We start from the raw sequence: 12692 nt of genomic DNA, 5'->3' as shown, positions 1-12692 counted from the left end.
GCCTGTGAAAAGCAGGCTGAAGGAAGTGATCGACTATGCGGAAAACCCCGATAAAACCATCGACAAAAGGTATGTGGACAGCGATCTCTACGCCGCCTTGCAGTATGTTTCCAATGATAGAAAGACCGATGAGCGTATGCATGTCAGCGGTATCAACTGCAACGCTAAAAGAGCCTATGAGCGTATGACAGCAACAAAAAAGCGCTTCGGTAAAACAGGGGGCAATGTGGCGTATCACGGGTATCAGAGCTTTCAGACGGGAGAAGTAACTCCCGAAGAAGCACACAAAATCGGCTTGGAAACCGCAAGGCGTATGTGGGGCAAGGAATATGAAATTGTTGTTACCACCCACCTCAATACCGATAATCTCCATAACCATTTTGTGGTAAACTCCGTATCCTTTAAGACCGGCAGGAAGTTTGAAAACCATATCTCCGATCACCACAGGCTCCGTGAAATCTCCGACGCCGTATGTCTGGAATACGGCAAAAGCATTTTAAAAGAAGCTGAATTTTATGGCGGGAAGAAAAAGGAATACCGGCTGAAGCAGAGCGGCGGTGTGTCGCACCGTGAACTGTTAAAGGCGGATATTGACACCGCTCTTGCCCAGTCCACCAACTTCAAAGCCTTTGAGATACGCCTCAAAGATATGGGCTACGAGATACGGCGTGACGAACACTTTGCCCACTATTCCGTCAAAGCGCCGAGCTGGCAGAGGGCAGTCCGCTTAGACCGCTTGGGCAAGGAATATATGCCTGCCGCTATCCGTGAACGACTCTTGGATAATCAACGATATGTCGGCTATGTTCCGTTCCATAAGCCGAAATATACACCGCTGCTTCTGCTTGAAATCGAGTACCGCAAAATGAAAAAGATGGACGGCATACAGGTATTGTTTGAACTGATTATCGAATTATGCAAGCTGATCACAGGCAACAATATTGCTCCTGCCGCTCCCCGCCTGCTTTCGCCCGAAATGCGGCGGGAGGTTGCCAAACTGGATAAAACCCTTGAAGAATACAGATTCCTGTGCGAGAAGCAGATTGATTCTCCGCAGGAGCTTGCCTTTTTTATCAGCGAAACACGGGCGCAAATCTCCGCTTTGGAAAAGGAAAGGCAGTCAATATATAACCGAAACCGCCATAAGAAAAGCGAATCGCTGAACACCGAAGCGAGGGATATTACCGCAAAAATCAAGCCTTTGCGAAAAGAACTGTCCATCGCACGGGCAATTCTCGAAAAGATACCGAGATTTGAAAAACTGCTCGAAACCGAGCGGCAGATGGAAATTGCCGTAACAATGAAGCACAAAGAAAGAAGGTATGAACGATGATAAATACAATCAACCCGCCGAAGAAAAAGGCGGCGAATATCGGGGTGGATAAGCTCCGCACCTTTGAGGGACATCCCTTTCAGGTGCTGGACGATGAGGATATGGAGGTGCTGACCGAAAGTATCAAAGAACAAGGCATACTTTGTCCGCTGATCGTCCGCCCGATTGAAAATACGGACGAATATGAAGTGGTTAGCGGACACCGCAGACTACACGCCGCTATAAAAGCAGGACTTTCCGAAGTGCCTGTTTTGATCTATCCCCCTGACCGAAACGAAGCGATGATTGCGGTGGTAGACAGCAATCTCCACCGTGAACGGATACTCCCAAGCGAAAAAGCTTTTGCTTACAAAATGAAAATGGAGGCAATGAAAGCACAGGGCAAACGCACGGACTTAACTTTATCGCAAGTTGCGACAAAGTCGGATACCGCCGCCGAAATCGGCAAGGAACAAGGCGAAAGCCGAAATAAAGTATTCCGATATATCCGCTTAACCCACCTCATTCCCGAACTGCTCCAAAAGGTAGACGAGGGCGGGATTGCGCTCAGCCCCGCCGTTGAGCTTTCCTATCTGTCCGAAGAACAGCAGAAAATCCTGCTGGACGCTATGCGCCTGAACGATTGCACCCCTTCTCACGCACAGAGTATCCGTATGAAGAAAGCGGCGCAGCAGGGTACGCTTTCTTTGGAAAGTATCTATGAGATTATGTCCGAGGAAAAAGCAAATCAGACCGAGCGTATCAGCTTTAAGGTGCAGGATTTAAAGGCATTTTTCCCGAAGAATTACACGCAGAAACAAATGACCGATACCATTTTAAAACTGCTGTACGACTACAACAGAAAATTGGAACGAAGCCGTAGAAGCCGGGACGAAAGGTAAGGTGGAGATATGAAGAAAATAGATATTTATTCGAATAACGAAGTCATATATGCTCTGCCGCCTGAGCCGATAGACGGAAACGAGCCGGTTTGTCTTGTGGATTATATGCTGCCCCGCAGCAAGGAACGCACTCTTGATTACAGCAGGATGCGCCGTTTTGGGGAGGATAATTTCAAGCTGAAGATCGGTGGGACAATCTATGAAATCTCTACGCACTTTAATCCGAAAGGCAGACAATGCGTTATGGAACAATTCAAGGAACTGATCCTGTCCGAAAAGCTGATTTAACAGTCACACAGTAGAAAAAGGCAACAGGGTATAGTAGGATCAATATGCCTTTGCTATGCCCTGTTGTCGGAAAGGAGAAAACGAATGATGACAACAGCAACGAAATTAAACGGGCAGGCAGATGAAAAAATCACGGCGCTTTACTGCCGCTTATCCGTGGATGATGACAACAAGGACGAGGAGTCGAACTCCATCACCAACCAAAAACAGATTTTGCAGGACTACGCCCGAAAAGAGGGATACACCAACACCATGTTTTTCGTGGACGACGGCGTATCGGGTACAACCTTCCAAAGACCAAATTTTATGCGTATGGAGCGTATGGCAGAGAACGGAAAAATCGGCACAATCATCGTGAAAGACCTCTCCCGCTTCGGGCGTGAGCAGGTGGAAATGGGCAGGCTGACGCAGGTAGTGTATCCGTCGCTGGGCATTCGCTTTATCGCCATACAGGAGCGAGTAGATACCCTGACCGGAGACGGCGTGGAAATGATGCCCTTTCACAATATTTTCAACGAGTGGTATGCGGCGCAGACCTCTAAGAAAATCCGTGCGGTATGGCAGTCCAAAGCGGATAACGGCAAACGGGTATCTTCTTCTGTTCCGTTTGGGTACAGGAAAGACCCGAATGATAAAGAGAAATGGCTGATTGATGAGCCAGCCGCCGAAGTGGTACGCAAAATCTATGCTTTCTGCCTTGCAGGGCGTGGCCCATCTCAGATTGCAAGACAGTTGGAAAAAGAGAAAATTCTTGTTCCCTCTGCTTATTACGAAAGTGTCGGCAGATCACACGCACAAAAAGTACCGGCTAATCCGTACTGTTGGGATCAGAAAACCGTTGTCGGTATTCTTGAAAACAGGCAGTACACGGGCTGTGCGGTGAATTTCAAGACCACCACCGTCAGCTACAAGGTGCATAAAACCGTCTACAAGCCAGCGGAGGAACATCAGATCATTCCGGATATGCAGGAACCGATTATCTCAGAGGAGCAATGGTTAAGGGTGCAAGAACTCCGCAAACACCGCCGCAGACCGACAGCTACGGGCAGAACAAGCCTGTTTTCGGGATTGGTGTACTGCCCCGACTGCGGCGCAAAGCTGCATTTCTGTGCTGCTAAGAGCCTGAAACGCAATCAGGAATTTTGGAGATGTTCCAACTACAAGGACGGCAGAGGAGCTTGCAAAATCCACTATATCCGAGATGTTGTGCTTGAAAAGATTGTGTTTGAAGCCATCAGCGGTTTAGCGGATTTCGTGAAGTGCCACGAAACGGTATTTCTGTATATGCTGGCGAAGAAAACCAACGCTATGCGGCAGAAAGAACACAAAAAACTCCAACAGACAGTGGAACAGGGTACAAGGAGAATTGCCGAAATCGACAGGCTGATTGAAAAGGTGTTCGAGCAGAACGCAAGCGGCATACTCTCCGATGAGCGCTTTTCCAAAATGCTCCAAAGCTACGAAAAAGAGCAGAAAGCCTTAATACAGGAGGTTGCCGACAGTCAAAAGGCATTACAGGAAGCGAAGCAGAAGGTTACAGATTTAAGGCTGCTGCTCCGTACCCTGCGTGAACTGACGGATATTACGGAGCTTACCCCAACGCTTGTAAACGCATTGATTGAGCGGATCGAAGTACACAACAATGACAAGTCAAGTGGCCACTGTTTTGTAAAGGTGGATATTTATTTTACGGCGGCGGGAATGATCGATATTCCTACCGAACAGGAAATCCTTGCTATGATGAAGGAAATACGGGAAAACCCGCAGGACTTCCGCTTTGTAGCATAACAAAAGAATACGGTGCAACCCATTTTACTGAGTTACACCGTACCCCTACATAAAAACTTCCTTATCTGGCGTTGGCTAAGGGGATGCCCCTTTGGCACACGGCTTTGCTTGCAAAGTGTAGTGTGTTATACCTGCTGTCACGGCTGGCGGGTAAAATGAGGGTTTCGCCGGATGGAAACGCTTGTTTTGCCCGCCAGGAAAACGGGCAGGTTTTTGCGGATGGGGATGAGCAAAAAGCTGGGCGGTTTCGTGAGTGGCAGCGGGGATATGAACCTGTTGTAATAAAATTAGTCTTCGGGGTCTTCCTTTACGACAACAGTTGAATTAGCTTGCATTTTTTCATATAGGGTTAGTTGTGCCGCTTCAAGTTCGTCTGTTAATCCGAAGAGGAAATCTTTCATCACATTATATCTAATCATCCGATTGGTGTGTTTATTTAGCCCTTCGGAAGATGCGAGCTTATATTTCTTCAACCAGTCAAATAGGGTCTTTTCTTGGTCGCTAATTTCTCCTGTTAAATCCATATCATTGTCAAAGATAGAGTATAGTTTGACAAATGATTCCAAATGATCTTTTTGGCATTGCTCAATTTCGATGTTTTCGCGCTGCATATAAAAGACAACAGAAAACAATGTATAAAGCTGCGCTTTTCTTCGCAGAAATTTTGTGACGCTGTCTGATACAAAAAACAATGAAATTGTTTCTATTGCGGCACAAACTGCTTCTTTATCACGTTCTGCATCTTTGTAGCCAATCTGCAATTCTTCATACGCTTGGTTAAGGGCAGATTGATCTGTTTGATCGATTATTCCTTTGCGGTATAGCAACACAATAGATGCACAGAATTCGACATCTTTCATGCGCTTTACATCTGGCCCAGTAAATAGCCGTTTTTCATCCCATAACGGATTATCTGATAGTTCTCGCGCAAGTGCAGCAAACTCGCCGGAAACGCTGTTTCGTTTTTCTTGATCGTTAAGGCTATAATCTGTAAGATTGAGACGATTAAACATTGTTATTATATCATCCCGAGTTGCCTTGGAATCAATTTCTATTATCATCAACTGATAATTCCAAAAAGCTTTTCTTGTTTCTGCATCCAAATCCTTAAAGTACTTATTAGAATATTCCGCCTTGATACTGCCATCTAATAAGTATTGCGGTTTGAGCTTAAACTCGTTATTGATAAAAGAGTAGATTGCCTTTATTCTTTGCTGCCCATCAACGATATGGGTAGTTGACACACCTGTTTCTGGATCAGTATCTGCTTTCCAGAAAAAAAGTTCAGGGATAACCAATTGAAGCAAAATCGTTTCAATTAACCGAACCTTATCTTTTTCACTCCATACAGAGCGCCGCTGGTAGGTGTCATCGACAATTAGTTTTCCTTCATCGAACATTGTAAATATTTCATTAACAGTTTTCCTGTTGTCATTAAAGCTAAACATTTTTCTTTCCCTCCAAAGCAGCTCTCGCCTTAGATATGCCTATCAGTTGATATTCCCCTAAATCTTCCCAACTTCTATAAATGCGATAGGTAATCGGATGCTCAAAGCGCAACTTATCTTGTAATGCCACATTTATAGGGGCCACTAAATCATCCCACTCTTCACGAATGCCATCAATATTCCGAAGGTTTTTATCATTGATATATCCACGAAAAATTGATGCAGTCAAATATTTGTAATAATATTGGTTATATATACCTTTTGTGTTCCTTAAAAGCGTCCAGAAATGCAAATATAATTTTTCGGAGATCACGGCAATATCTATATCCGATGAATCCATTCTACTATCACGATTATGAAATGGCTGCAAAACCTTTTTAGGGGATAAGCTATACCCTGTCTTTGCACTTCCCACTATCTGCATGCTATGAAAGTTGATTCCTAAATTTGTAGAAACAATTTCTTTAAAATAATCCATTTTATCTACAATCTCATCTGATGGCACATGGAGATACTCAGAAAAGTACCAATTATGTGACTTGACAATATGTTTTAGATAAAAGGCCTTTGGTTCCAATGTCAGAAGGTCTTCTTTAAGAACCTCTTGTGTAATCATGGCTTTATTCCTCTATTCTATGTAAAAACTGCTCAATCCATTCAGAAAGATCCTTTGCAATACCAAACGCCAAAAGATAAGGCACACCGTTTCCCACCATCTTAAACTTTGCCGAAAGTGGCAAATCAGGAGGCAAGGAGAAATCCGCCGGTAATGATTGAATTGCTAATGCTTCTGCCACGCTAATTCTTCTTGGCAGGTATGGATGAAGATGGACTTCATTATTTCCATAAGCCGCTGTTGGAGAATATCTCCATCGGTGCAAACGCTTGAAAGATTTTCCACCAGAATCCCCTTCAGGAATAGAAGTGAATTTGGAGATACTTTTTACCGCAAATATATCGTTTGCATTAGGATGATGCCGTACATCATTTCGAGTAAACCAATTTTCAACAGTTAAGTCATCTATAAGGCCATCTGGCTTGCATAAGTCTCCGCTTTCTTCGAATGGCGCAATTTGAGGCCAATTGATTTTTTGAATTTCCTCCATCGTATATTGGCGATGGTGTCCAATCTGAAAATCTAAATGTTGCCCAAACCTACTTCTAAGTAATCCTATCAGAACAAGCCTATCCCTATATTGTGGCACGCCATACTCTAATGCATTTTCCAATGAATCGAATAGGGAATAGCCTGCCCTGTAAAGCTTGCGCTTCATACGTTCATAAAACTCTTTGTGCTTTTTTGTCTGAAACAAGCCTTTCACATTTTCTAACACAAAAAAGTCTGGTTTGTATTTAGTTATAAGTTTTACATACACAGATGTTAGCTGCCCATTTTCCCCTTTCTCGCCTTCGTTCTTCCCGGCTGTAGAAAAATCTGGGCAAGGTGGGCCACCAATAAAGCCGATCAACTTATTCTCTCGATTGTTATAATTGGGAAAAGTCTTGTTCCATAGAGTATCTGATAGATAATCCCTAACATCGTTTTCGCTATATCCATAGACCGGAGTATGCCCGCTATTTCTTCTCGCATATTGATATGCACTCAAAAAACGTTTATCGTGCTCATTAACAAAGACGATGTTGAAACCGGCATTTTCAAATCCCAAATCCAAAAAACCCAATCCAGAGAAAAAAGAAAACACTTCAACATCCATCTTCTTCTCTCCCAACAAGTTTATTTTAATTCCCCGAATTAAACTCCACAAGTTTCTCCCAATCAATGCTACCATCTTCAAAGCAGAATTCTTGGGTAAACTCACGGACGAGCCGGTTTGCGGCTTTTTGATAGGAGGCATCGAATTCCTCTACATACTTTTCCGGCAGCTTATCCATGAAGCGGATCAGCTTTATGTAGAATTCTTCATCGCCGGTCAGCTCTGTCCAGAAATCCTTGCCAGCCAATTCCATGTAAAACTTGGGAAGGCCACGGGTAGAGGTTTTCTTCTTCCCATAGCCGTAGCCGACAATCGGGACGAAGCGTTTCTTCGCCTGCTGCGCCAGCTTGCTTGCCGCCATGAAGTTCTGTTCCTGCTTTTTGCGGCTGTCCGCATTGAAAACGCTTGTGCCGGATTTTACTGCGATGGCATAGATGGTGTTATCCCGTTCCACCATAATATCCACACCTTCCGCCAACGCTTTCTGCCCCTGTGCGGCTGCGGTGGCAATCGGCTCAAAGAATACATTCCCGAAAATCGTTTCCTCGGACGAGGACACAAAAGCCGCGAGGATTGCATCAATAATCTGCGCTGCCCCGTTCATGGCTTTTGCCCGGAACAGGTACGGGTTCTTGCGCTTCATGACCTTTTTGATGTTGAGCTTGTCAATGTTGCCGATTAAGTTCGTGTAAAAACTATCCAGCGCAGTTGCAATCGCTTTTACGATGGCTTCTTCGTTGTAGCTATTATTTATGGGCATAGCAGCTTCCTCCTATTTCTATGGCTTGTTTCAGCTTTTGATGGATGTCCGTCCCTCTAAACCGTTTTGTACGGATTTCAGCAGATTGATCCGCAACGGAAAGCACCGCTTTTCCCAGCGCCAACGCCAGCCCCACCGGGACGGCGTTGCCAATCTGACGGTATTTCGCTGCGCTTGTCCCCATGAACTTCCAATTATCGGGAAATTGCTGGATGCGGGCATATTCCCGGATGCTCAAGGGGCGGTCTTGTGTCGGGTGGCACATCATGGTTGCTTTTTGTACCGGGGAAGTAACCAATGTCGGGGAAGGCTGGCTATAAGACAGCCGCCGGTAAAAGCCGACTTTCCCGCCGCCGGAACCATAAGCGCCGCCCATTGCCTCTTTCCGCACATCTTCCGGGAGATCGCGCCAATTCCCACCCTCCGGGACAAGGCGGAGGTATGCAAGGCGATCCTTACTGAATGCGGCACATTCCCCACAGTCATATTCCAAATCGCGGATCGTATCGTTTAGAGTGCGCCAACGGTATTGCGGGTCTTGGTGCATCTGGAAATGGGTCGGGAAAGGCAGGAAAATGTCCTCGTTATCCCGGCTCCCAATCAAGACAAACCTTTCCCGGAATTGGGGGACACCGTAATTGACTGCATCCAACAGTCCGTACACGGTTTTGTAGCCCAGCTTCCCAAACTCGGAAAGGATAACATCCAATACCGTCCCCAACTGCTGTTCCGGGTCGTTTTTATCCCGTTCTGCCAGCGGGATATGCTTTAACGGGGCAGACATGATCCCCTTAACATTTTCCATGATAAAAAAGCGGGGGCGGATATAGTCAATCATGCGGATAAAGTCCATGAACAGGCTTCCCCTCGGGTCATTGATCCCCATCCGCTTGCCAGCGGTTGAAAACGGCTGGCAAGGCGGGCCGCCGCAAATAAGGAAGGGTTCCCCCTGTTTAAGCCCGGTCTGTTCCAACAGATCCGCTTCATCAATCTCGCGGATATCCCCACCCAGCACCTTATGTCCGTTTGCGCGCATGGTAGCGACGCAGGCGGGGTCAAAGTCCTGCCCGATTACGATATTCAATCCGGCTTTTGCAAGGCCAATATCCAGCCCCATCGCCCCGGAAAACAGGGAAATCACATCCCGGTTCGCGGCGTTATCTTTGAAACGCAATAAATCCATAATGCCCTCCTGTTAAACCTTTTCGCCATCTGGAAGGACAAAATGGCGTTCAAAAGAACACCCTACTGCTTCCGCCAGATATTCCAAGTCGGAGATGGTAAAGCTCTCCCGTTTCATTTTTGAGTTGAAGTTCTGCGGCGTAGTCCCCATGCGCCTTGCAAGTTCCGCAACGCTGATATTGGAGCGTACGCACAGCACCTTAATCTGTTCTGATATGGTCATAAGGGTACTCCTTGTAAATTATCAATTTTTAAGTTGAAGATATAAAAATATTATTTTATATCTTCAACACAGTCCCTCATATCCTCTATCATACCATCAAACTGCATCATCTGCAACTCGAAAATCAAATCTTCGACAGCTTCTACACATTCCTCCGTCCGCTTTTGTATCTCCTGCCCCCAAAAGTGCATGGGTACCCAATCCATTGCAATCAGCTTAAAGTCGTTTTCCCGGTCACGGGCCATATTGCGCTCAATCTTTTTAATCCAATATTCCCGGTTGTTCCCCAGCTTTTGCTTCTTGATCTCCCAATTATAGCCGTGGAAAAACTCGCTGTCACAAAAGATAGCAATCCTGTATTTGGTTATCGCTATATCCGGGGTGCCGGGTAGCTTTTTATAGTTCTTCCGGTATCGGATACCCTTATGCCAAAGGGCTTTCCGCAATAATACCTCTATGCTGGTATCTTTCCCCTTAATATGGCTCATTGCCCGGCTCCGCTGCTCCGGGGTCATTACATCGCTCATGGTTCTTCCTCGTTTTGTGTACCGCCTGCCTGCTCCATCATCTTCTTTGCCAACTGCCGGAACTGCTCCGCCGTTTCCTCGTCCATTGGGACGAGCTGCCCAAGCTGGCCGGCAACCATCCCGGCAACATCATCCATTGTCATCGGCTCCTGCTGTTGCTCCGCCAGCGTGTCCCTCATGGTTTGGAGCATCGCAGCGGTGGCGACTTCTCCCGGTTGTTCCCCGTTGTCCATATCTTTCTTAATATCCCGCAGGATTGCAAGGAACACATTTTTGATTTTTTCAAGTTCCGCTTCATGCTCCCCCAGCTTTTGGGCGTTCAAAAGCTGCAAATCCGGCTTTGCTCCTGCCCGATATTCCGGGCGTTCTTTCATCAGGTCAGACAGGGAAGCCGTTGCCATATCAATAAGCTGGTTGCGTGCCATAATCCCCCTCGCCGCCGTATCTTGGAAGTAAACCCGGATCAGATGGATTAACCGGGGGAAACTCTTGTGTTCCAGCAGGCGGTTGAGGATTTCCACATCAATCGCGCCAGTCACAAGCCCTTTGACCGCTTCATTTGACAAGCCCAATTCGGAAATATCATAACTTTTTGGGACGCTGACAGTGGTAAGCCCGAGGATATAGTCGGTAGATGTTTTCAATTCCTTTGCCAGCTTTATCAGATAATCGCTGCTGATCGTTTTGAGGGTGCCGTTTTCAATGCGGGTAATCTGGGATGCGTCAATCCCAGTTTTCCGGCTCAATTCTTTCTTTGTCATCCCCAAATTCGTCCTCAGATCGCCAATCCGATCACCCGGATGCCCCTCAAGCTGTTTTGCCGCCATATTTCCCCCTCCTTGCCTGTGTTTCTTCCCTTCCAGTTTACCATACCGGGCCGCATTTAGGAATAGTCCTGATTGCAGATTTACAATTTTCAAAGTCTACACGATGGCACAAATGCAATTTCCGCAGAAAAACGGGAATTGCATTTTTTCATGATAAACTGATCTCACAACCGGTTGAATACAACAAGAAAAGAGGGATCAGCATCCATTCCATCAAAACTTTGCCGTCGCTGGAGCGCAGGCCGGACGGTTCCCTTTACCGCATGACACCGGCGCAGAGAAAACAGGCGGCCAGCCTGATACGCCGGGAGTGCTGTTGCTGTGAGGACGGCAACTGCATTGTCCTTGACGATGGGGACACCTGCACCTGCCCGCAGACGGCTTCTTTCTCGGTCTGCTGTAAGTGGTTCCGCTGGGCGGTCTTGCCGCTGGACGGGACGCTGGAAGCCGAGATTTTCCGTGATAAGGACTTGAAACGCTGTGCGGTCTGCGGCGGTGTGTTCGTCCCTAAATCCAACCGGGCAAAATACTGCCCCGGCTGTGCCGCCAGAGTTCACAGGCGGCAGAAAACAGAAAGTGAACGGAAAAGGAGGTCTGCTGTGGACAGTTAGGAGAGAAAAAATCCTTGATTTATCAGGCTTTGCAAGCCCCAAACCGGGGCAGGTGGTATAAAGTATCGCCCGGCCCGGAAAATGGGCTTCTAACCGTCCACAAAACGAACTATGACAAATACCATCTATATCCATCAGCCGGAAAAGGCGTTCAGCTTCACCCGGCTCCCGAATTTTCTCTTTGAAGCCCCCACATTCAAACCCCTGTCTAACGAGGCAAAGGTTCTGTACGCCTTTATCCTGCGCCGGACAGAGTTATCCCGCAAGAATGGGTGGGCGGATGACTGCGGACGGATTTTCCTGTATTACCCTATCTGTGAGGTGGTTGACCTGCTCCACTGTGGGCGGCAGAAAGCGGTGAACACCCTGCGGGAACTGCAATACGCCGGACTGGTGGAGATCCAGAAGCAGGGCTGTGGAAAACCCAACCGCATTTTCCCAAAATCCTATGAAGCGGTTCCAAACACCGACTTCAAGAAATCCCGTTCTGGTACGCCGGAGGGCTGAAAACCGTACCCATGAAGTACGGAAACCGCCCCCCTGAAGTACGAAAACCGGACGGTATATAGAAATACAAAGATTAAAATGATTTATTTATATCCATTCCATTCCTATCGTATCAGAGATAATTCCGGCGGGATTTTCCCTGTGGAAAACCCCGGATAGGAAAGGAATGGGGAAAGGAGCAGAATGGCACAACACGCAATTTTGCGGTTTGAGAAGCACAAGGGCAACCCGGCAAGGCCGCTGGAAGCCCATCATGAAAGACAGAAAGAACAATACGCCAGCAATCCCGACATTGACACAAGCCGGAGTAAATACAATTTCCATATCGTCAAGCCGGAGGGACGCTATTACCACTTCATTCAGAGCCGTATCGAGCAGGCCGGATGCCGGACAAGGAAAGACAGCACACGGTTTGTCGATACGCTGATAACCGCCAGCCCGGAGTTTTTCAAGGGGAAATCCCCAAAGGAGATACAGGCGTTCTTCCAAAGGGCGGCAGATTTCCTCATTGGCCGGGTAGGACGTGAAAATATCGTGTCGGCGGTGGTACACATGGACGAGAAAACGCCCCACCTGCATTTGACCTTTGTTCCGCTGACAAA

The 12692-nt window shown here is 46.9% G+C and carries 15 protein-coding genes; 7 read left to right on the top strand and 8 right to left on the bottom strand.

Annotated elements, in window-relative coordinates; genetic code table 11:
• Nucleotides 1-73 precede the first annotated feature (73 nt).
• The 4 genes from WMO26_RS07210 to WMO26_RS07195 all read left to right on the top strand — a co-directional run bounded on the left by WMO26_RS07210 (nt 74) and on the right by WMO26_RS07195 (nt 4290).
• Nucleotides 74-1333: a relaxase/mobilization nuclease domain-containing protein gene (locus WMO26_RS07210; RefSeq protein WP_349219275.1), complete on the top strand. Its 1260-nt coding sequence runs from the start codon at nt 74-76 to the stop codon at nt 1331-1333.
• Nucleotides 1330-2214, top strand: a complete 885-nt coding sequence (locus tag WMO26_RS07205; RefSeq protein ID WP_349219273.1) for a ParB/RepB/Spo0J family partition protein — start codon at nt 1330-1332, stop codon at nt 2212-2214. Before WMO26_RS07210 ends, WMO26_RS07205 begins: the two co-directional genes overlap by 4 nt.
• Nucleotides 2215-2223: 9 nt before the next feature.
• Entirely contained in the window at nt 2224-2502 is a 279-nt protein-coding gene (locus WMO26_RS07200; protein WP_177940580.1) for a hypothetical protein, read from the top strand.
• A gap of 84 nt (nt 2503-2586) precedes the next feature.
• Nucleotides 2587-4290 carry a recombinase family protein gene (locus WMO26_RS07195; protein WP_342680308.1) on the top strand — a complete coding sequence of 568 codons (1704 nt, stop codon included), beginning with the start codon at nt 2587-2589 and terminating at the stop codon, nt 4288-4290.
• 287 nt (nt 4291-4577) lie between these two features.
• Here the strand turns inward: WMO26_RS07195 and WMO26_RS07190 are convergent, their stop codons facing one another.
• From WMO26_RS07190 to WMO26_RS07155, 8 genes are read right to left on the bottom strand one after another with little or no spacing between them, the layout of a single operon-like run.
• Nucleotides 4578-5738, bottom strand: coding sequence for a GmrSD restriction endonuclease domain-containing protein (locus WMO26_RS07190; protein ID WP_349219271.1), 1161 nt, complete (start codon nt 5736-5738; stop codon nt 4578-4580).
• A complete protein-coding gene (locus tag WMO26_RS07185; RefSeq protein ID WP_349219269.1) occupies nt 5731-6354 on the bottom strand; it encodes a hypothetical protein in 624 nt (207 codons plus the stop codon). The genes WMO26_RS07190 and WMO26_RS07185 overlap by 8 nt, the downstream gene beginning before the upstream one ends.
• Nucleotides 6355-6358: 4 nt before the next feature.
• The gene (locus WMO26_RS07180) at nt 6359-7453 is read right to left on the bottom strand and encodes a DNA cytosine methyltransferase (protein ID WP_349219268.1); all 1095 of its coding nucleotides are present in this window, start codon (nt 7451-7453) and stop codon (nt 6359-6361) included.
• A gap of 25 nt (nt 7454-7478) precedes the next feature.
• Entirely contained in the window at nt 7479-8213 is a 735-nt protein-coding gene (locus WMO26_RS07175) for a PmeII family type II restriction endonuclease (protein ID WP_349219267.1), read from the bottom strand.
• Entirely contained in the window at nt 8200-9396 is a 1197-nt protein-coding gene (locus WMO26_RS07170) for a DNA cytosine methyltransferase (RefSeq protein ID WP_349219265.1), read from the bottom strand. The genes WMO26_RS07175 and WMO26_RS07170 overlap by 14 nt, the downstream gene beginning before the upstream one ends.
• 12 nt (nt 9397-9408) lie before the next feature.
• A complete protein-coding gene (locus WMO26_RS07165) occupies nt 9409-9618 on the bottom strand; it encodes a helix-turn-helix domain-containing protein (RefSeq protein ID WP_349219263.1) in 210 nt (69 codons plus the stop codon).
• Between the two features lie 50 nt (nt 9619-9668).
• Entirely contained in the window at nt 9669-10145 is a 477-nt protein-coding gene (locus WMO26_RS07160; protein WP_349219262.1) for a very short patch repair endonuclease, read from the bottom strand.
• A complete protein-coding gene (locus WMO26_RS07155) occupies nt 10142-10972 on the bottom strand; it encodes a helix-turn-helix domain-containing protein (RefSeq protein WP_349219260.1) in 831 nt (276 codons plus the stop codon). The genes WMO26_RS07160 and WMO26_RS07155 overlap by 4 nt, the downstream gene beginning before the upstream one ends.
• Nucleotides 10973-11169: 197 nt before the next feature.
• On the opposite strand from WMO26_RS07155, the gene WMO26_RS07150 reads away from it, so the two are divergent.
• The 3 genes from WMO26_RS07150 to mobV form a co-directional block, all read left to right on the top strand.
• Entirely contained in the window at nt 11170-11583 is a 414-nt protein-coding gene (locus WMO26_RS07150) for a cysteine-rich VLP domain-containing protein (RefSeq protein ID WP_349219362.1), read from the top strand.
• Between the two features lie 111 nt (nt 11584-11694).
• Nucleotides 11695-12090, top strand: coding sequence for a replication initiator protein A (locus WMO26_RS07145; RefSeq protein ID WP_055154055.1), 396 nt, complete (start codon nt 11695-11697; stop codon nt 12088-12090).
• 183 nt (nt 12091-12273) lie between these two features.
• A partial coding sequence (gene mobV, locus WMO26_RS07140; protein ID WP_349219259.1) for a MobV family relaxase occupies nt 12274-12692 on the top strand: 419 nt, incomplete at its 3' end.

Origin of the sequence: Solibaculum intestinale (assembly GCF_040096205.1) — a bacterium.
Lineage (GTDB): Bacteria > Bacillota > Clostridia > Oscillospirales > Acutalibacteraceae > Solibaculum_A > Solibaculum_A intestinale.
The sequence above is the reverse complement of the archived record's forward strand: the minus strand, read 5'-3'. Positions and strand labels throughout refer to the sequence as shown.

What these genes read in the sequence shown, in the direction of transcription:
- WMO26_RS07205 (WP_349219273.1), top strand. Translation starts at nt 1,330, where the DNA reads ATGATAAATACAATCAACCCGCCGAAGAAAAAGGCGGCGAATATCGGG.
- WMO26_RS07200 (WP_177940580.1), top strand. Translation starts at nt 2,224, where the DNA reads ATGAAGAAAATAGATATTTATTCGAATAACGAAGTCATATATGCTCTG.
- WMO26_RS07195 (WP_342680308.1), top strand. Translation starts at nt 2,587, where the DNA reads ATGATGACAACAGCAACGAAATTAAACGGGCAGGCAGATGAAAAAATC.
- WMO26_RS07190 (WP_349219271.1), bottom strand. Translation starts at nt 5,738, where the DNA reads ATGTTTAGCTTTAATGACAACAGGAAAACTGTTAATGAAATATTTACA.
- WMO26_RS07185 (WP_349219269.1), bottom strand. Translation starts at nt 6,354, where the DNA reads ATGATTACACAAGAGGTTCTTAAAGAAGACCTTCTGACATTGGAACCA.
- WMO26_RS07180 (WP_349219268.1), bottom strand. Translation starts at nt 7,453, where the DNA reads ATGGATGTTGAAGTGTTTTCTTTTTTCTCTGGATTGGGTTTTTTGGAT.
- WMO26_RS07175 (WP_349219267.1), bottom strand. Translation starts at nt 8,213, where the DNA reads ATGCCCATAAATAATAGCTACAACGAAGAAGCCATCGTAAAAGCGATT.
- WMO26_RS07170 (WP_349219265.1), bottom strand. Translation starts at nt 9,396, where the DNA reads ATGGATTTATTGCGTTTCAAAGATAACGCCGCGAACCGGGATGTGATT.
- WMO26_RS07165 (WP_349219263.1), bottom strand. Translation starts at nt 9,618, where the DNA reads ATGACCATATCAGAACAGATTAAGGTGCTGTGCGTACGCTCCAATATC.
- WMO26_RS07160 (WP_349219262.1), bottom strand. Translation starts at nt 10,145, where the DNA reads ATGAGCGATGTAATGACCCCGGAGCAGCGGAGCCGGGCAATGAGCCAT.
- WMO26_RS07155 (WP_349219260.1), bottom strand. Translation starts at nt 10,972, where the DNA reads ATGGCGGCAAAACAGCTTGAGGGGCATCCGGGTGATCGGATTGGCGAT.
- WMO26_RS07145 (WP_055154055.1), top strand. Translation starts at nt 11,695, where the DNA reads ATGACAAATACCATCTATATCCATCAGCCGGAAAAGGCGTTCAGCTTC.